The organism is Runella rosea (assembly GCF_003325355.1).
Classification (GTDB): domain Bacteria; phylum Bacteroidota; class Bacteroidia; order Cytophagales; family Spirosomataceae; genus Runella; species Runella rosea.
Window position 1 is genome coordinate 4,440,571 of sequence record NZ_CP030850.1, and the last position, 19,652, is coordinate 4,460,222.

Consider the following 19,652-nt stretch of genomic DNA (forward strand, 5'->3'; position numbering starts at 1 on the left):
AAAGGCTGCGTGTCGTTCTGACTAAACGAAAATAACACAACTTTCAGAAATGACGAAACAAGAAATGATGAGCGGTGGCCGTGAGTTTTGGGAAATGAGGGTAGCGCTATTTTTTTAGCGCATAAACGGTCCCGTCAAAGCAGGTAACGACCAATAAATCGTCGAACAGTGCAGGAGTGGAAAAAATGGCACCCAATTGTTGATACATTGTTAATTGGTCTTCGGGAAAGGGTAACAGCTGCCCGATGTCGTCGCGGTAATCGCCGTTTTCTTTGAAATACTTGGCTTGATGGGCACGTGAGGCGTTGTTGGTAAAAGTCCATTTAACCGCCCCTGTTTTCAGTTCTATCCCAACTAATTGGCCTTTCAATGTGCCGAAATAACCCATTGTTTTTCCCAAAGCCGTTCCTCCGAAAATATTAAAATTCGCATCTGCTTTCCAATGAACTTTACCCGAAGCAATGTCAACGGCAAACAGCTGTCGGTCATCGGATGTGCCGAGGTAAATCACTGAATCATTGGGCGTAACTGGCAGCGCCCAACCACGCGGGAAGGTTTTTGTCCAATGGCAATACCCACTGTTTTCATCAATGGCGTAAAAGTTAAAATCGCGGGAGCCAACCAATACCAAGCCCTTCGCGACCACAGGGTTGCCCATGATTTCCCCCTTAGGAAAATAACGTTGTCCCGTTGATTTGAACTTCCAGTGAAGCGCCCCAGTTTGGGCATTCAGGGCGTATAAATAGCCATCAAAAGAGCCAATAAAAAGTCGATTATTGTGCAGGAACGGTTTGGTATGCACGACGTCATCGGTTTTGTAGTTCCAAATCAATTCGCCATTGTTGCTTTTGAGGGCGTAAACATAGCCATCGCCCGAACCAAAATAAACGATGCCATTTTGAACGATGGGCGAGGAATGGTAATAGTCGGCAAAGTCGTTGTGGCGGTCTCCTAAGTAGCCCGTTGCAGTTTGAAACTTCCAGTTTTGTTTCCCCGACTTTTTGTTTAAACAGTACAAAACGCCGTTGCCGCTGTAGAAAAATAGGTTGTCATTTTCGAGGCAAACGGAAGAGCGAATCACGCCGGAGGTCGGGTATTCCCATTTTAAGATACCAGTCTTTGTTTCAATAGCATACAGGCGTCGGTCGAGGCTGCCAAAGTAGACCCAATCTCCATCTATGACAGGCGAAGAAATAATGGGTCCGGCTTTGAATTGCCAAGCTGGAGAAGGAAGTTTTTCAAAATCAGTAGATTGTGAGAAGGTATTTCCTGCACACGCAAGTAGAAGAAAAAGGAAGATTTTCTGCATTGGACTCAATTACCATAGTTTAAATCTGAGCTCTTTTAGTCCTTTTGATTGCAGATAATCGAGCATTTCTCTAGCATCTTCGCCGCCGCGTTGAGCATGATGAAGCAACGAAAATCCGTGCGCACCTTTGGAGGTTATGAGTTGGGGCATAGCTTCAAGTTGTGGCTTGACCAAAGCGGTTTTGCCAAGCATGGTCAACACGAAAATATTGGGACGTGCACCTTGGCTTAGTAGATAATTCGCAATTTCTTTGTTGCCCACGTGTCCAGCGGCTTCGAGCGCCGTTTCAAAATCACCGCCGCCCCAATCCCATGCCGCAAAGAGTAAATTAGGGTGTTCCTTGTGCATGGCCTGAATTTTTGTCAAATCTTTATGCCCAGCTCCCACAAAATCGCGTACCAAGTCTGGGGCGTAGGCAGCAGGCTTTTCTTGTTGGGCCATAATCAGTTGCGGAGCGGTGGCAAGGCCCGTTCCGAAGGCTATTTTCTGTAAAAAATCAATTCTTTTCATGAAGTGTAAAAAGGTTTATCACTAAAGGGCGTCTGCTAAAGGCAATTTAATCAGAAACCCTCATAACTAGTGAATCAGCGTGTTTAAGTTGTGCTAAAATCCCACGATTTGGGGGAGGTTTTAGGATGCTATTCTGATTTTAATGACTTCACGGGATTCATCAACGCGGCTTTGATACTCTGAAAACTCACGGTCAAAACGGCGATTCCCATCGACAACACACCTGCCGCCACAAATACCCACCATTCGATGTCGATGCGGTAGGCAAAGTTTTGCAGCCATCTATCCACGGCGTACCACGCAATGGGAGAAGCGATGACTATCGCAATCAGTACCAACTTGATGAAATCTTTAGAGAGCAGCGTTGTGATACTCAACACCGAAGCACCCAGCACTTTTCGAATACCTATTTCTTTGGTGCGCTGCTGAATCACGTAGATAGCCAAGCCCAGCAAACCCATGCAGGCAATGAAAATGGCCAATAACGAAAACACCCCGAAAATACGTTGCGATACCTGCTCCGATTGGTACAGGGCATTCCAATCGGAATCTAAAAAGGAATAATGAAATGGCTGGTCGGGCTGGTAGCGTTTCCAGATACTTTCTATTTGACTGACCAACGGCTTGGCTTCCTGCGACTTGACCCGCACCACGATTTCGTTGTTAAACCGCCTGATTAAGCGGTCGTTAAGGATAAACAAAGGGACGATTTTTTCGTGCAATGAACTGAAATGGAAGTTTTTAACCACACCCACTATCGTATAAAAAACGGGTGGGCCGTCCTGTTGTGCAAAATTGTCGGGACTGATGATTTGCTTGCCTATGGGGTCGGTTAGGCCTAGTTTAGTGACGGCTTCTTCGTTGAGAATGACCGATACGGAGTCGTTGAACGTACGCTCAAAGGGTCTGCCAGCCAGCATGGTCATGCACATGGTTTGCAGGTATTGCTCATCCACGAGCGTCCCGCGTCCAGTCACGCTTTCATTATCGCCGTTTTTACGGAAGGTAATTCCGAAAAATCCTTGTTTTTCGCCAGGCGTTGACGAAGTTCCTCCTACACTTTCTACTCCCGAAATCTGCTCCACTTCCCGCTTAAAGGTTTCGGTTTTGTTCCCTAGAAAACCAACGCCTTGTAATTTAATGATGGATTCTTTGGTAAAACCGAGTTCCTTTTCCTGCAAATAGTTCAGCTGACTGTACACGATGATGGTGCCGATAATGAGAATGATGGAAATGGAAAACTGAAAAACCACCAGGCCATTGCGCAGCCAATAGCCTTGACGAGTAGATAAAAATTTGCCTTTCAACACCTTAATAGGCTCAAACGCTGAAAGCACACCCGCTGGGTAACTTCCCGCCAGCAAACCCACAAAAATGGCCAAAGCTGGTAAGAATGGTAATAAAGACCAATTGAAAAAATAGCTAAGAGCCAATTGCTTGCCTGCCAGATTGTTGAAAGAAGGAAGAAACAACGCCACCAAACCAACGGAAACCAAGAAACTGAACACACTCAGCAAAACTGATTCGGTCAAAAACTGTGCCGCCAACTGCGCTTTCGTGGAGCCCATGGCTTTACGAATGCCTACTTCGCGGGCGCGCTCAGATGAGCGGGCAGTGGCTAGATTCATGAAATTGATGCACGCAATCAGCAAAATAAACAGCGCGATGACCGAAAATAAATAAACCAGCGTGCGGCTACCGTTGGGTTGTAGTTCTGCTTCTATGTTGGAGTCAAGATGAATGTTGCGGATGGGTTGTAAGAAATAGAAATAGCCGTTTCCAGATTTGACGTAATCTTTGTACGAAACCCCGAAATTGCGCTCTACTTCCCCAGCGGCGTATTTTTCGACCACCTTTGGAAACTTCGCTTCTACGGCAGTGGCCTGTGTATGCGGTTTCAATAATAGATATGTGTAGGCTGAAAAACTAATGTGGTTAATTTGGTCAGCGGGTTGTAAGTTGACCGTAGAAGTCAGAAAATCAAAGGTAAAATGCGCATTGGTTGGCACATCTTCGCAAACACCAGAGATTTCTAGTTTCGGCCCCTGAACGAGTTCGACGAATTTGCCGATGGGACTCACTGTGCCGAATAAACGTCGGGCGGTACGTTGGGTTAACACGACCGTATTGGGCCGAGATAGTACTTTGGTCGGTGCACCTTCGATTAGCGGAATTTGAAATACTTGAAAAAAGGCCGAATCGGCAAAAAGAAAAGCGCGCTCTTCGAGGGTTTTGTTGTTATGACGCAGCAGCGTGGCGCCTTCTCCATTAAAATTAAAGACGCGAATCGATTGCTCTATTTCGGGGATTTCCTTGCGAACCGACTGCGCATAAGACGCGGGTATGATGGCGTATTTGGTGCTGCGGTCGGGGTATTTTCGTTCCAAAGCCATGCGGTAGATGCGCTCGCCCTGCGGCCAAAAACGGTCAAAATTCAGTTCGTCGGCTACGTACAGCACAATCAGCATACAACAGGTCATACCGATGGACAGCCCCGTAATGTTTATGAACGTATTCGTTTTGTTTTTCAACAGATTACGAAGCGCGATTTTGAAGTAGTTTTTTAGCATGGGTTTTAGGGTTTGTCTATTGGAACAGGGAAAAACGGAACACGTAGAAAGTAGGGGTTCATAATTCCGTTCTTCGTGTTCTGTTTCTTCCGTTTTGCAATTTTATTCCGATTTTAGCGACTTAACTGGATTCATTAACGCTGCTTTGATGGCTTGAAAACTGACGGTTAATAGGGAAATAACCACTGCTAAAACTCCCGCAAGGAGAAACATCCACCACGAGATTTCGATGCGGTATGCAAACTCCGTCAGCCATTGGCGCATGGCAAAATAAGCGATGGGTGAAGCAATAACGACCGCAATGACGACCAACACCAAAAACTCTGCTGAGAGTAAACTCACAATATTAGGGACACTCGCACCCAATACTTTGCGGATGCCGATTTCTTTGGTGCGTTGCTCAGCCATGTACGTAACCAGCCCAAAAAGCCCCAAACAGGCAATCAAAATGGTAAGAATAGCAAAGGTGAGGGCTACCTTGCCCACGCGCTGCTCGGCGCGGTACATTTGGTCAAATGATTGGTCTAAAAATTGGTAGCTGAAGGGCATGTCAGGGGCCATTTTTTTCCATTTGGCCTCCACTTTACTCACCAATCCTGGTACATCATTAGTGTTGATTTTGAAGGCCGTAGACCAATTGTTGTTGCCCAAACGCATGCATAAAGGCCCGACCGTTTGGCGGAGCGATTCGTAATGGAAGTTTTTCACTACTCCCACGATTTCGTACACCATGTCCAGACCAACAGACGGGCCACTTGAAGTATATATTTTTTTGCCGATAGGATCGTCGTAGCCCAGTAGTTTGGCGGTGGTTTCGTTGATAATCACGGCCGAAGAATCTGAACCGAATGATTTTGAGAAGTTTCGGCCTTTGATGATTTCCATGCCCAGCGTAGGTACGTACTCATAATCTACCCTCCAAACCTGCATATTAAAGCCGTTTTTCATGTCCATAACGGCCTCTTTAGAAAACGTATTATCGTTGCGAGAAGAGCCCGCAACGGGTAAAAAACCCGCGAATGAAGCACTTTTTACGCCCGCTATTTGCGCTATTTCATTTTTGAAAACTTCAGCGTTGGTAGCCAAGGCGCCTGTGCCATTGATGATGAGTACTTGGTCTTTATCAAAGCCCAGTTTTTTGGTTTGGATATAGTTGAGTTGTTGGTAAACAATAATGGTCCCGATGACCAAAACCAGCGAGGTTACAAACTGAAACGTAACGAGCAAATTGCGGAGATTGCTGCGCTTAAAACCTGCATTGAGCTTGCCTTTCAGGACTTCAATGGGCCGAAACGATGACAGGAAAAAAGCAGGGTAATAACCAGCTAAAAGCCCCACCGCAAAAGGTAACAGAAGCAGAAAGGGCAAAAGACTGGGTTGAAGCAGTGAGAAAACCGAAAAAGTCTTGGCCGAAATATCATTAAAATAAGGCAGTAATATAAACGTCATAAGCAGGGCGAAGGTAAACGCTAGGTAACTCGTCAGGGTGGATTCGGCAATGAACTGACCGATGAGTGTTTGCCGTTCGGTGCCCAGCACTTTTCGGATACCCACTTCTTTGGCGCGATTGGAGGAGCGGGCGGTGCTCAAATTCATAAAATTGATGCAGGCAATGAGCAACAAAAACAACGCTACTGCCGAGAAAATGTACACGTATTGAATATTGCCATTAACGCCCAGTTCGGCCGTAAGATCTGAATGTAAGTGAATGTCGGTTAGTGGCATCAGGCTGTATTCCAGTTTGTTGCCTGCTTTTTTAAATTCATCCATCGTCTCAACCTGCATAAATTGTTTGGCCTGCGGGAGGATATACCGTACTACATATTCGTCAAATTTTTTCTCAAAAGCCTTATAATCAGTGTCTTCTCGGAGCAAAAGGTACGTTTGGAAATTGTGGCTTAGATAACTCCCGAACCGATAATCAACATTGTCCATCGAGAAAATGAAGTCAAAATGGAAATGTGAATTGACGGGAATGTCCTTAATGACCGCCGTGATATTGTACATCGTTTTATCTTCCAGACCTACCTCAATGGATTTTCCGACGACATTGGTGGTGCCAAAATACTTATGGGCGGCGCTTTCGCTGATGACGGCGGTGTTGGGGTTATCGAGCGCCGTTTTGGTATTTCCGGCGATGGCTGGCAGCGTAAACACATCAAACAACGTTGAGTCGGCATAGGCAACACGTTCTTCCACAATGTACTCATTGCCCTTTTTGATGTGCCTTGAGCCGCTCGACGCATAAAAACGGACGAACTGTTCTACCTGCGGATAGTCTTTTTTGAGCGTTGCACCCATCGGGTCGGAGGTGACGGCGAGGTTTAAATCAGTGCCACCAAAACGGATACTGGAGTGAATGCGGTAAATCCGGTCGGCTTTTTCATGAAAACGGTCATAGCTTAGTTCGTCGGTCACGTAGAGCGCAATCAGCATAAAACAGCACAGACCAATGGCCAAACCCGCAATGTTGATGAATGAGAAAGTCTTGTTCTTCATCAAGTTTCTCCAAGCGATTTTGAAATAGTTTGTCAGCATGATTTTAGGTTTTCAATATAAGATGAACTGCCTGCCTTAAGGGTTACACTTACATTACTCCGATTTCAATGATTTTACTGGATTCATCAGCGCGGCTTTGACGGTATGAAAACTGACCGTCAATAAAGTAATCAGCAATACCAAGCCCGCAGAAAGCAGAAAAGTAACGGGACTGATGTCGGTTTTGTACGGAAACGGTTCAAGCCATTGATTCATAAAATACCACGCAATTGGAAATGCAATCAGGCAGGAAAGACCTACTAAATAAATAAACCCTTTGGAAATCAGTGTAACGATGTGTCCAGTTTCGGCACCCATCACTTTACGAACGCTGATTTCTTTGCGGCGTTGCTCAGTTGTGAAAGCCACTAAGCCCAATAGCCCTAAACAGGCAATTAGCACTGTCAGTGATGAAAAGGCGGTGAAAATGGTGCCGCGTTTTTGATCGGCGGCAAATTGCGATTGAAAATCTTGGTCCAGAAAATTATACTGAAACGAATGCTGCGGGAATACCTTTTTGTAAGACTTCTCCAAATGAGCCAATGTGCCGGGAATGTCGTTAGGGCTGATTTTGGCTTGTACAGAGCCATTATTTTCACGGTACATCAAAATGAGCGGTTCGATAGGATTGTAAAGCGATTTTTGGTGAAAATCTTTGAATACGCCTACCACTTCCGCTAAGTTGGCAGTATCGCCCGCGAAACGAATTTTCTTTCCCAACGCATCGGCCCAACCCATTTTTTTGATGAGGGCTTCGTTGACAATCATACGACGCAGCGAATCGGCTCGGTCTAATTCGGTGAAATTGCGTCCTTTGGAGAGTTGAATGCCCAATGTTTGTAAATAATGAGGGTCAACACCATACACTTCAACGCCCAAGTTGACAAAGCCTGTTTTTCCTTCGATTTCCATCAAATTGAAACTCTGGCCGTTGCTGTTGGGTGTATACCACGACGAACTCGCCGAAAGTACCTTCGGATTTTTCAGAAACTCTGATTTCATCAACTTGATTTCGTTGCGGCCGTCGCGGTTGATGGGCGGCATGTTTATCACCAACACTTGGTCTTTGCTGTAGCCCAAGTCTTTGTTTTTCATAAAGTTGAGTTGGTCATATACCACCCACGTGCTGATGAGCATTACCATCGAAATGGTAAACTGGAGTATCACCAAGGTCTGCCGCAAAGGGGCATTGCTAGATGCTTTGGCTAGGTTGCCTTTTAGCACCACCAAGGGATTGAATTTGGCCAAATAAAACGCTGGATAACTGCCTCCCAATAGGCCCACGACCACCACAATGGTCAAGATACTGATGAGGGTAATGGGCTGAAAAATGGTGCCGAACGTGAACGTTTTGCCCGAAATATCATTGAAAACAGGCAACAATACGGCAATCAAAAGAAGGCTTAAAATAAGTGAGGCAAGCGTAATCACGGTCGATTCGGTCAAAAACTGCGCAATCAAGTGCCGCTGCAATGACCCCGATACTTTTCGAATGCCGATTTCCTTGGCCCGTCGTGCGGAGCGTGCCGTTGTGAGGTTCATGTAATTGATACAGGCAATCAAAATCATGAACAGCGCCACCGCCGAAAAGGTATAAATATACGACATAGTGCCCAGTTCTTCTGGCTCATTGTTGAGGTCTGAGCGCAGGTGAATATCAACAATGGGCTGAACAACGTAGTTTATTTTGACATTATAAGGAGAAAAAATAGAGGCCATGTATTTTTCGTACATCGGCACTAATTTTTTCTCAAATGACTTATAATCACTGTTTTTGGTGAGTAAAGCGTAAGTGTAAAACCCAAAATTGCCCCAGTTATTGCCAAAGTCTTTTCCCAAACTTGAGGCAGAAATTAGCGCGTTAAATCGTAGATGCGAATTTTGCGGTACATCTTCGATAATGGCGGTGATGTTGTAAGTGTCCTTTTTTCCTTGCAATGATTTCCCTACCACATTGTCGGTTGTTTGGAAGTACTTTTCAGCCACTGACCTTGTTAGCACGAGCGAGTTGGGAGCAATAAGCGCTCTTTTGGCATCGCCAGCAATGAATTTGTACGTAAATACATCGAATAGATTGCTGTCGGCAAAGAAAACCTTGTCTTCAAAAAATTGCGTATCGCCTTTCTTAAATAACGTTTTATCGCCATTTCTCACAAAACGAACCGCGTGCTCTACCTCAGGGAATTCTTTTTTGAGGGTAGGCCCTAACGGAAATTGTGTAACGGCGACTTTGTCTGCCCGCTCGGGTTCTTTGATAGCGGCTCCCACGCGATAAATACGGTCGGCTTTTTCGTGGTAACGGTCGTAACTGAGTTCGTCGGTGATGTAAAAAACCAAAAATAGGCTGAAAGTCAGCCCAATGGTGAGGCCCAAGATGTTGAGGGCGGCGTAGCCTTTGTCCTTCAAAAGGCTTCGTACGGCGATTTTAAAATAGTTCTTTAACATGGCTTTGGGTTATTAATTGGTAGGGGCAGGGCTTGTCTCCGCCCAGTTTTTTGGGTAGATGCAGGCCGCACCCCTACGATTACTCTGATTTCAACGATTTCACGGGGTTCATTAATGCGGCTTTAATACTTTGAAAACTCACTGTCAGTAAGGCAATGACAATTGCCGCGATTCCCGCCAATACAAATATCCACGCGCTGATTTCGATGCGGTAGGCAAAATCCTGCAACCATTGATTCATGCCCCAGTAGCCCAATGGAAACGCCACGACGCAAGCAATGACAATCAGTTTCAGAAAATCTTTGGATAACAAACCGATGATTTGTCCCACGTTGGCACCCAGCACTTTGCGTACGCCGATTTCTTTGGTGCGTTGTTCAGCGGTAAAAGTAGCCAAGCCAAACAATCCCAAACAGGCAATAAAAATGGTTAATCCCGAAAAAAGACTCAGGATGGTGCCTGTTTTCTGTTCGGCGACGTAGGTTTTTGCGAAAAGGTCATCCATAAATGCGTACTCAAACGGCTCATCGACGCCAAATGCTGCCCAACGACTTTTCATAGAGGCCAGCAATTCAGACACGTCGCGGGTTTTTACCTTTACGATAAGCCCCCAGTTGTTTTCATAGACCATCAGCAGCGGTGAAATGGACTCGTGGAGCGATTTAAAGTGAAAATCTTGCACGACGCCAATCACTTTATAGACTTTCTTGAAGCTGTTGTTACGTGTGATATGATGGCCTACGGCGTTGTTGCCCCAACCAAAGGCTTTTGCGGCGGCCTCGTTGATGATGATTCCCGCTGAGTCGGAAGCAAACGCTTTCGAGAAGTTACGGCCTTCAACGATTTTCATGCCCAACGTGGGAATGTATTGGTCGTCAATGCCGTATTGTAGCGTACGCATGATTTGCGCTTCGTTGTTTTCGGGATACGCCAGCGAATTGTTGGAGTTGGTGGGGCCAGCGGGTCGATAGGGTGAGGCTGTTACGTTCACCACCCGTGAATCTTTTAAGAGTTCTTCTCGAAAAATGGCTTCGTTTTTACCCAACGCCCACGAGTTTTGCAACACCAGCAATTGGTCTTTATCGTAGCCGAGCTTTTTGTTTTGAATGTACGAAAGCTGTTGGTAGACCACCGTGGTACCCACAATAAGGCAAATCGAAATGCAAAACTGAAACACTACCAAACCGCTACGCAGGCCAATGGTTTTTTTGCTACCTGTAAACCGGCCTTTTAGCACGGCAACGGGCTTAAAAGAAGAAAGAAAAAAGGCAGGGTAGCTCCCCGCCAAAACGCCGACCACCAGACCAAAAGCCAACAGTCCCGCCAACGTGAGCGGATTAGCCATAAAGTCAAGGTGCAGGTTTTTACCAGACAAATCGTTAAAAATAGGCAACGCCACTTGAACCAAAAGCATCGAGAGTGCCACCGCAAACGACGTCAGTAAGATAGATTCGAGCAGAAATTGGCGTACTAATTCAAGCTTAACGGAGCCGAGTACCTTCCGAACCCCCACTTCACGAGCGCGTTTGGAAGCCCCCGCCGTGGCCAAATTCATAAAGTTAATGCAGGCAATAAGCAGCATAAACAGGGCAATGGCCCCAAAAATATACACGTATTTTATATCCCCACTTGCCTCCAACTCATTGGTGCCTTCGGAATAAAAGTGAATATCGGCCAATTTCTGTAAGTGTAAGCCCAGTTCATTGCCTTTGGTGCGAAACTGTGATAGGCTCATACCCATGGCCTGCAGAATCTGTGGACCCATGTATTTTTCGACCGTAGCGGGTAGTTTGGCTTCCAGTTTTTTGTAATCGACACCTTCTGCCAATACCAAGTAGGTGAAGTAATTGGAGGTCAGCCAAGAGGTTGATTTTGCCTCGTCGTCCGACGCCATTGAACCCAATAAATCGAAATGAAAATGAGAGTTAGACGGAATTTTATCAAACAGCCCCGTCACTCTAAACGCTGGCGCATCGGCGCCTTTTTTAAAATAAATGACTTTGCCAATGGGGTTTTCGTTGCCAAAATACCTTTGAGCCGCCGCCTTGGAAAGCACTACACAGTTGGGTTGAATCAAGGCCGTTTTTGGGTCTCCTTGCAAAAAAGGAATGGTGAATACGTCAAAAAAGTTGGCGTCAACGTACGCCATTGGGGCATCGTTGAATAGTTTTTCGCCTATAACTACCCTCGGTGTGCCCAAATTGCGCAGTCGAGTGGCCTCTTGTACTTCTGTATAATCATTTTTTAATGCCTGTGCTGTGGGAGGCATTACACACGATTCGTTGATTTTTCCGCCGTTGATATTAGCTTTAAAAACAACCCGTACAATTCGGTCAGCTTTTTCGTTGAAACGGTCGTAGCTCAATTCATCCTGCACAAATAGGCTGATGACCAAGCACGTAGCAATCCCGATGGCTAAGCCGAAAATATTAATAAACGAATAGACCTTGTTTTTGATAAGGTTACGGTAGGCGATTTTGAGGTAATTTTGTAGCATAATTTTTACGTTTTTAGGTAGGGGCAGGCCTTGCGTCTGCCCTATCAGAGCTGGGCAGACGCAAGGCCTGTCCCTACTCCGATTTCAATGACTTCACTGGATTCATCAAAGCCGCTTTAATGCTTTGAAAACCAACGGTTAAAAACGCAATCAGTACGGCCAGACTACCCGCGACGGCAAATACCCACCACGAAATGGAAATTCGGTACGCAAAATCTTGTAACCATTTGTCCATGAAATAATAGGCAATGGGCGAGGCAATCAAAATGGCCAACAGCACCAACAACAGAAAGTCTTTGGATAGCAGCGCTGTAATGCTTGCCACTGAAGCGCCCAGCACTTTGCGGATACCGATTTCTTTGGTGCGCGACTCTACCGTAAAAGTAGCCAAGCCAAACAGACCCAAGCAGGCAATGAAAATCGCCCAAAGCGAGGCTGTGGTGAAGATACGGCTATATTGCTGCTCTGAAACGTAGAGTTTGTTGAAGTTCTCATCGACAAAAAAGTAGTCAAACGGATTGCCAGTAAAGTACGTTTTATAGAGTTTGTTCAAAGACGCTATTTTTTCGGGCATCCGGTCAGCAGTCAGACGAACGGTGAAGTAGGCGTTGTTGTTTTGCGGATAAAAAATAATGGGGTCAATGGCTTTCTGTAAGCTGGTATGGTGGTAGTCTTTGACCACGCCGATGATTTCGAGGTAGCGCTCATCCCATTTGATTTTGGTGCGAAGTGCCTGCTCGGCGGAGGTGAATCCCAATTGTTGAATGGCACGCTCGTTCATGAGCACTTTGCTGTTTTGATTCCACTCTACTTTACATTCTTCGGCGGTAAAATTGCGTCCGGCTTTGAGGCCGATTTCGTAGGTTTTCAGAAAACGCTCGCCGATGATGGCAAACGAATAAGTTTTGAATTCATCGCCCGACTTGGAATTGGGCTGGGTAAAACCAGCGGTGGAAAAATTGTACCAACCACTGGGAATTGTTCCCGATGTACAATAGTCTTTTATGAAGCTCTGTTGCGTCAATTCGTTCCAAAAAGCGTTTTTACGCGCTGCGTAGGTGCTGTCTTTGCCGATTTCGGGTCCGCGTATGACCAATAACTGCTGCGTGTTCATGCCCAGATTCTGGCTTTGCATGAAATTCAACTGGTTGTAAATCACTATCGTTGCCAACACCAGCGTAATGGAAATGGAAAACTGGACCACCACCAGCGATTTGCGGAGAAAAACCCCTTTAGCTGTTTTATTCAACTGTCCTTTCATCGTTTTGATAGGGTTGAAATTGGATAGCGCAAAGGCGGTATACGCGCCTGATGCCAACGACCCAATCAATACAACGGCCAATCCCCATATCCAAACGGGAGTATAGCCTAATGTTTTGAGAGACAGTGGTTTGTCAAGCAATTCGTTGAAGAAAGGTTGTAGCGCCGATACCAGCACAAGCGCTAAGACAAAACCCAATAGATTGACCAACATGGACTCGCCCAAAAACTGCTTTACCAAATGCCACTGGGTGGCTCCGATAACTTTCCGCACACCTACTTCATTGGCACGTTTGAGCGAATTGGCGGTTGAAAGATTAACGTAATTGAACCATCCGATGATTAAAATCAAAAAGGCGATTCCCCCGAGCATGTATACGTATTTGAGGTTGCCCAAGGTTTGAAGGGTATCGTTGAGCGATGCCGACAAATGGGTATTTTTGAACGCCTGTAATCGAAAGCGTACGCCGTCGTTTTCTTTGCTCAATTCGTTGCGCATGGCCGTCAATTTAGCTTCAAACGCGCTAGGATTTACACCTTTATTGAGCAAAAAGAACATGTTTATGTATTGAGAATCAATATTTTCGGTGTCGGCCCAGCCGTTGCCGACCAAATTGGCGGAGATTTTTAGGGTTTCCAATGAAAACACCAAGTCGTACCGAATGTCGGAGTTGGCAGGCATATCGGCGTAAATGCCCTGGACGGTAAAGGGCATCGTACCAAATTGATTTGACAACGTCAGCACTTTGCCCATCGGGTTTTCGGTGCCAAAATATTTTTTTGCGCTGGTTTCCGACACAAAAACTACGTTAGGCTTGGCCAGTGAGGTGGGCTGTCCAGATTTGAGCGGAAAGCTGAAAAATGAGAAGAAATTACCTTCGGCGTAGGAGATGTTCGTTTCACGAAATGATTCGTTGGTGGGTCCTTCTTTTTTGACAATTCCTTGCGCCATGCCATCGGCAAAACGGCAGTAGGATTGAATATCGGGAAAGCGCTGCTTGGCCCGCGAAGCCCAACCGGGCTCCACTTCGCCCCAAGTAACTCCTTTGGGGTCTTCATTGAGCAGCCGGTACATATCTGGCAGATTGGTATGAAACTGATTGAAGCTTTTTTCGTGGCTAACGTATTGGAGTATCAACAAAAAAGCCGAAATGCCCATGGCCAACCCAGCGATGTTGATGAAGCTGTACACCTTGTGGCGAAGCAGGTTACGGAATGCTATTTTGAGGTAGTTGTGGAGCATGGTTTCATGAGTTTGGGCGAGAAAAAAAGAAGGAAAGAACAAAGATTCATTCTTTCCTTCACAGGCTTTTGTTTACAGATTACACGATGGCGTGCATGGGTTGATTAAAATACAAAATTCGTTCATGGCTGTATGAAACGGAAAATGCTTTATAATGATTGAGAGGTAATGAATGGCTGTTAGTAACCTCTATTAATTGCTTACTACTCTTGTTTCCAAATCCGTACCAAAAATATAAGTATTTGATAATCAATAATTAAAAAAAATGTCAGGGTAAAAAAATGTCCATAAACGGACATTTTCAGTTCGTTTATGGACAAAGAGATTCGTAAACATAAAACACGGAGAACGTACCCATTCCGTGTTCCGAATACTTACTCCGATTTCAAACTCGTCACAGGATTCATCAACGCGGCCTTGATGCTCTGAAAACTGACCGTGAGAAAGGCAACACTTACCGCAAGGAGCGCCGTGGCCGCAAAAACCCACCATTCAATGTCAATTTTATAAGGAAAATCAGCCAGCCACTTGTTCATCACGTACCACGCCACTGGCGACGCAATAATCAACGCAATTAAGACAAGACCGATGAATTCGACAGAAAACAGGCTCACAATTTGACCCGTAGAAGCGCCCAATACTTTGCGGATTCCCACCTCTTTGGTTCTTGATTCGGCCATGAAAGCCACGACGCCATATAGCCCTAAGCAGCCAATAAAAATGGCAATGCTTGCCAGCAATCGGAAGAGCGCATACATGCGTTCTTCGTTTTTATAAAAGTTATTCAGTTTGTCGTCCAAAAACTCATACTTAAACGCAAAATCAGGAAAAGTGGCATTCCAAGTAGTTTCTACTTGGCCGATTAATTGGCTGATGGCTTCAGTTCCACCCCGTTGCGTCGAAAGTTTAATACCGAGCGATTGGTACGTATCGCGTCGGGTGGTTAGTACACACGGATTGGTCTCTTGGTGGAGCGAAAAAGTGTTAAAATCTTTGACCACTCCAACAATCGGCTTTTTTACCCTGCTGCGGCCGCCGACACTTAGGTGCTTGCCGATAATATCGTTCGGGTTTTGAAAGCCCATTTTTTTTACAAACGATTCATTGACAATAACTTCTCGTATTGTGTCAGCGGGTAGGTACATTCGCCCCGCAATCAATTTCAACCCGTAGGTGTTGATATAGGAGGTGTCTGCCATGCGCATCACGATGCTGAAATCGGCTGGCTTTTCGGCGTTTTCAAACCGAAAACTCGACCACCAGTTGCCGTCTGAAGAGGGAACCGAAATGCCGTAGCTTAAAGACTTCACGTTGGGCAAGGCGGCCAATTGGGCCCGTAGTGTTTCGAGTTGACCAGGCTTGCGTTCGGGGATATTGATTGTGAGCACTGCTTCTTTGTCATAGCCTAAATCCGCCGAACGAAGGTGGGTCATTTGGTTGTAAGCGATGATGGTGCCGATAACAAGCATCTGTGAAATGGCAAATTGAAATATAATCAGCCCTCGGCGAAGCGATAACTGGTTGCCACCTGTCGTGCGCATTTTGCCCTTCAGTGCCAAAATAGGTTGATAACCAGATAAAACCAATGCCGGGTAAAAACCAGCTAGCACGGTTGTGACCAAAGCCAATAATAGTACAAAACCAACAACGACGGGGTCGAACAGCACGAGTGCAGAAGCTTTAATATCAAGTAATTCGGCCACGTGGGACATGGATAAATACGCTACTAAAAAGGCCAACACAATGGCGAAACCCGTCATCAGGCCCGTTTCGCTCAAAAATTGACGCACCAACTGAAATCTGGAGCTGCCTAGTACTTTGCGTACCCCTACTTCTTTGGCGCGGCGCAGTGCTTGGGCGGTAGCCAGATTGATGAAATTGACGCAGGCCGTAATCAGGATAAACAACCCAATCAGAGCCATGGCCCAAATCATCTGTTTGCTGACGGTTCGGCTCGCAGGGTTCTCGGTACGGGTATCAAAATGGAGGTCAGTCAGTGGCTGTAATTCATATTGGATCTCTTTGGCATCGTCGGATTCGAGGTATTTGTTGACAAATGGCACCAACCGTTGCTGCATTCGGGCGGCGGTTACTTTTTCGGGTAAAGCCAGATAAATCTGAGCACCGCTGTAGGTGGAGCCCCAAGATTCCCAGTCTCCGTTGGCACCGTATTGTTTGAGTGAAGCAAATGATAGCAGAACCTCAAATGGGAGACTCGTCGTGGCTGGTGGGTCCTTTACAATGCCCGTTACGACGAAATCCATTTTGTTTTCAATCTTGATGGATTTTCCCATCGGGTCAGCGTCGCCGAAATATTTCTTCGCAATGCGTTCCGTCAACACAACCGTATTTGGATTCTTCAAGGCCGCTTTTGCATTTCCCGCTTTCCATTGATAGTCAAACAATTGGAAGTACTCAGGCTCTATAAAAGCGATAACGCTGCCTTCTTCCTGAAACTTGTTCGCTTTTTGATTATTGACCCTTACCAGTGCACCGTAGAGGTCATAAACCATCGTCACTTGGTGTTTTAGCTCGGGAAAATCATTGCGGAGAGCGGCTAAAGCGGGCAACGGAAGGCCAGTGTTTCGGTCATCTCCTTCAGAAGTTTTGTTGAAGGTAATGATTCGGTACGTGCGGTCGGCATTGGCGTTGTGTTGGTCGTAGCTTAATTCGTAGCGAATGGCCAAAAACAACATGAGGCAGCAGGCCAGCGCGAATGTGAGTCCGGCGATGTTGATGAGCGAGTAATTCCAATCGCGCTTGAGGGCGCGGAGGGCAGTTGTGACATAATTTTTTAACATGGCTGTTGGGATTGTATTATTCTGATTTTAAAGATTTTACGGGATTCATTAGGGCGGCTTTGATACTCTGAAAACTCACCGTCAGAAATGCGATGCCAACCGCCAGAAAGGCAGTTACGCCAAAGACCCACCACGGAATATCAATTCGGTACGCAAAGTCCTTGAGCCACAGGTGCATGGCATACCAAGCAACTGGCGAAGCGATGAGGAGAGCGATAAGAACGAGTTTGATAAAATCAGTTGAAAGGAGCGTTACGACGCTGCCCACGCTGGCACCCAGCACTTTCCGAATGCCAATCTCCTTAGCGCGTTGCTCGGCGGTGTAGGTGGCCAGTGCAAATAGGCCCAAACAAGAAATGAAAATCGAAATGGCCGCAAAAATCAAAAAGAGTGTGCGCTGTTTTTGTTCGGCTTGGTACTGGTCGTTGAAGCGTTCATCCAAGAAGGTGTATTCAAACGGATTGTTCGGAAAAAACTGTTTCCACACCTTTTCAACGTGAGCAATGGCCGCGGGCAAATCGCCCGTTTTAGCGCTCACCGATAGCCGACTACGCCAGCTTGGACGCATAAACATCACCATCGGGGCAATTTTCTGGTGCAGCGATTCAAAATGAAAGTCCCTGACCACGCCAACCACTTGTCCGTCGAGGTTGCCGTATTTGAAGCGTTGACCAATGGCCGCTTCGTTGTTTTTCCAACCAATTGCTTTTATGGCCGCCTCATTCAGAATAAAATTGGTGGTATCAGCCCCGAAAGTCCGTGAGAAATCACGGCCAGCGGCGAGTTGTATTTCGTAGGTGTTGATAAAATCATAATCGGTCGAAAGTCCCTTGATTTCGGTGCTGACGGGCGTGGTGGTATCACCTTTGGCAACGGAAGCTCCCATCGAATCCAACAGCCGAATCGTAGGCACGCGCGAAGAATGCGTCACGTTGGTAATGCCCGAATGTTGTTTGAGTTGTTGCTTAAGTGTCTCAAAATCAGCCGCAGAACTTCCCACGCCCGACATGACCAAAATCTGCTCCTTTTTATAACCCGTCTTTTGGTTCATCATAAAATCAAGCTGATTGTAGACTACGCTCGTGCAAATAATCAAGGGGCAGGCAATGGCAAACTGCGTGATTACCAGTACTTGGCGTAGTTTGCCGTTTTTGAGGGCATTCACAATACTGCCTTTCAGGACTTGAATAGGTTGGTAGGCAGTTAGGAAAAAAGCGGGGTAACTTCCCGCGGCTAAACCCGTGATTAATACCGCTAAGGTGGCCGTTAATAAAAATTGTCCGCTGAATAATTGCGTGAAAGAGAGGTTTTTGTTGGTAAAATTATTGAGTGCAGGAAGCAACGTCGCCGTGGCAATCAGCGCCAATACCAACGCAAAAAACGTCACCAAAATAGATTCGCTCAAAAACTGCCCAATGAGCTGTTGCCGCAATGCCCCCACTGCTTTCCGCATTCCTACTTCCTTGGCGCGGCTGGCCGAGCGGGCCGTGGCCAAATTCATGTAATTGATGCAGGCAATCAGCAAAATAAACAACGCAATGGCCGAGAAAATGTAGACGTATTTGATGTCACCGCCTGGCTCAATTTCGTAGTCTAAGTGTGAATAAAGGTGAATATCAGGCACTTTTGTCAAATGAAGTTCAGAGTATTTGGAGCCTTTGGTACCGTTATGTTCGGGCAGGTGCTTGTCCTGAAACGCCGGAAAGGCTTTTTCTAGTTTGGCGGGGTCGTAGTTGGCAGGGAGTAAAAAATAGGTGGCAAAGTTGTTGCCGCCCCAGTCGCTGCGTAACCCTTCGGCACCATACAGGCGTTCATCATTGAGTGAAACCGCCGAAAACAAAACGTTGGGGTGAATGTGCGACTGGGCGGGAAGCGGTTCAAAAACGCCCGTAATACGGAAGTCGTATTGGCTGTCGAATTTGATGAGTTTTCCAACGGGGCTGACGTTCCCAAAGTATTTTTCAGCCATCGGTTTTGACAAAACCACCGTAAATGGGTCCGAAAGTGCTTTGTCAGGATTACCTTCCAATAGCCTGAAATCAAACACTTTAAAGATATTGTCTTCGGCAAAAAACAGGTTGTCTTCGGTGTATTTTTTCTCCAAATTATCGGGCAATCGCATCGTTCCCTCGTATTCCAACAGGCGGGTTATTTGTTCGACTTCAGGAAAATCATTCTTGAAATGCGGAAAAAAAGCGGGTGCTACCGTCCCCAGTCGCAGACTGATTTGGCCATCGGTCGACTTGAAATACCGCGAAACCCGATAAATACGGTCGGCTTTTTGGTGAAAACGGTCGTAACCCAACTCATCCTGCACGTAGAGTGCAATGACCAAAAAACTCGTCAGTCCCAAACTGAGACCTGCAATGTTGATAAACGTAAAACCTTTGTGTTTTAAAAGGCTACGAAAAGCGATTTTGAGGTAGTTGCGTAACATGGTTTTTGGTTTTAAATGGTAGGGCAGGCCTTGCGTCTGTCC

Annotated in this window: 9 protein-coding genes; all 9 read right to left on the bottom strand. The window is 46.1% G+C overall.

The annotated features are described in order from the left end of the window. Nucleotides 1-106 precede the first annotated feature (106 nt). A complete protein-coding gene (locus tag DR864_RS18610) occupies nucleotides 107-1,309 on the bottom strand; it encodes an outer membrane protein assembly factor BamB family protein (RefSeq protein ID WP_114068372.1) in 1,203 nt (400 codons plus the stop codon). 9 nt (nucleotides 1,310-1,318) lie between these two features. After that, nucleotides 1,319-1,819 carry an ankyrin repeat domain-containing protein gene (locus tag DR864_RS18615; protein WP_205319132.1) on the bottom strand — a complete coding sequence of 167 codons (501 nt, stop codon included), beginning with the start codon at nucleotides 1,817-1,819 and terminating at the stop codon, nucleotides 1,319-1,321. Nucleotides 1,820-1,947: 128 nt separating this feature from the next. Continuing rightward, a complete protein-coding gene (locus DR864_RS18620; RefSeq protein WP_114068373.1) occupies nucleotides 1,948-4,389 on the bottom strand; it encodes an ABC transporter permease in 2,442 nt (813 codons plus the stop codon). Nucleotides 4,390-4,491: 102 nt separating this feature from the next. Next, the gene (locus DR864_RS18625) at nucleotides 4,492-6,927 is read right to left on the bottom strand and encodes an ABC transporter permease (RefSeq protein ID WP_114068374.1); all 2,436 of its coding nucleotides are present in this window, start codon (nucleotides 6,925-6,927) and stop codon (nucleotides 4,492-4,494) included. 54 nt (nucleotides 6,928-6,981) lie between these two features. Further along, nucleotides 6,982-9,372, bottom strand: coding sequence for an ABC transporter permease (locus tag DR864_RS18630; RefSeq protein ID WP_114068375.1), 2,391 nt, complete (start codon nucleotides 9,370-9,372; stop codon nucleotides 6,982-6,984). Between the two features lie 79 nt (nucleotides 9,373-9,451). After that, nucleotides 9,452-11,869, bottom strand: a complete 2,418-nt coding sequence (locus DR864_RS18635; RefSeq protein WP_114068376.1) for an ABC transporter permease — start codon at nucleotides 11,867-11,869, stop codon at nucleotides 9,452-9,454. Nucleotides 11,870-11,942: 73 nt separating this feature from the next. After that, nucleotides 11,943-14,372, bottom strand: coding sequence for an ABC transporter permease (locus DR864_RS18640; RefSeq protein WP_114068377.1), 2,430 nt, complete (start codon nucleotides 14,370-14,372; stop codon nucleotides 11,943-11,945). Nucleotides 14,373-14,746: 374 nt separating this feature from the next. Then, nucleotides 14,747-17,173, bottom strand: coding sequence for an ABC transporter permease (locus tag DR864_RS18645; protein ID WP_114068378.1), 2,427 nt, complete (start codon nucleotides 17,171-17,173; stop codon nucleotides 14,747-14,749). 16 nt (nucleotides 17,174-17,189) lie between these two features. Further along, nucleotides 17,190-19,610, bottom strand: a complete 2,421-nt coding sequence (locus tag DR864_RS18650) for an ABC transporter permease (RefSeq protein ID WP_114068379.1) — start codon at nucleotides 19,608-19,610, stop codon at nucleotides 17,190-17,192. Nucleotides 19,611-19,652 lie beyond the last annotated feature (42 nt).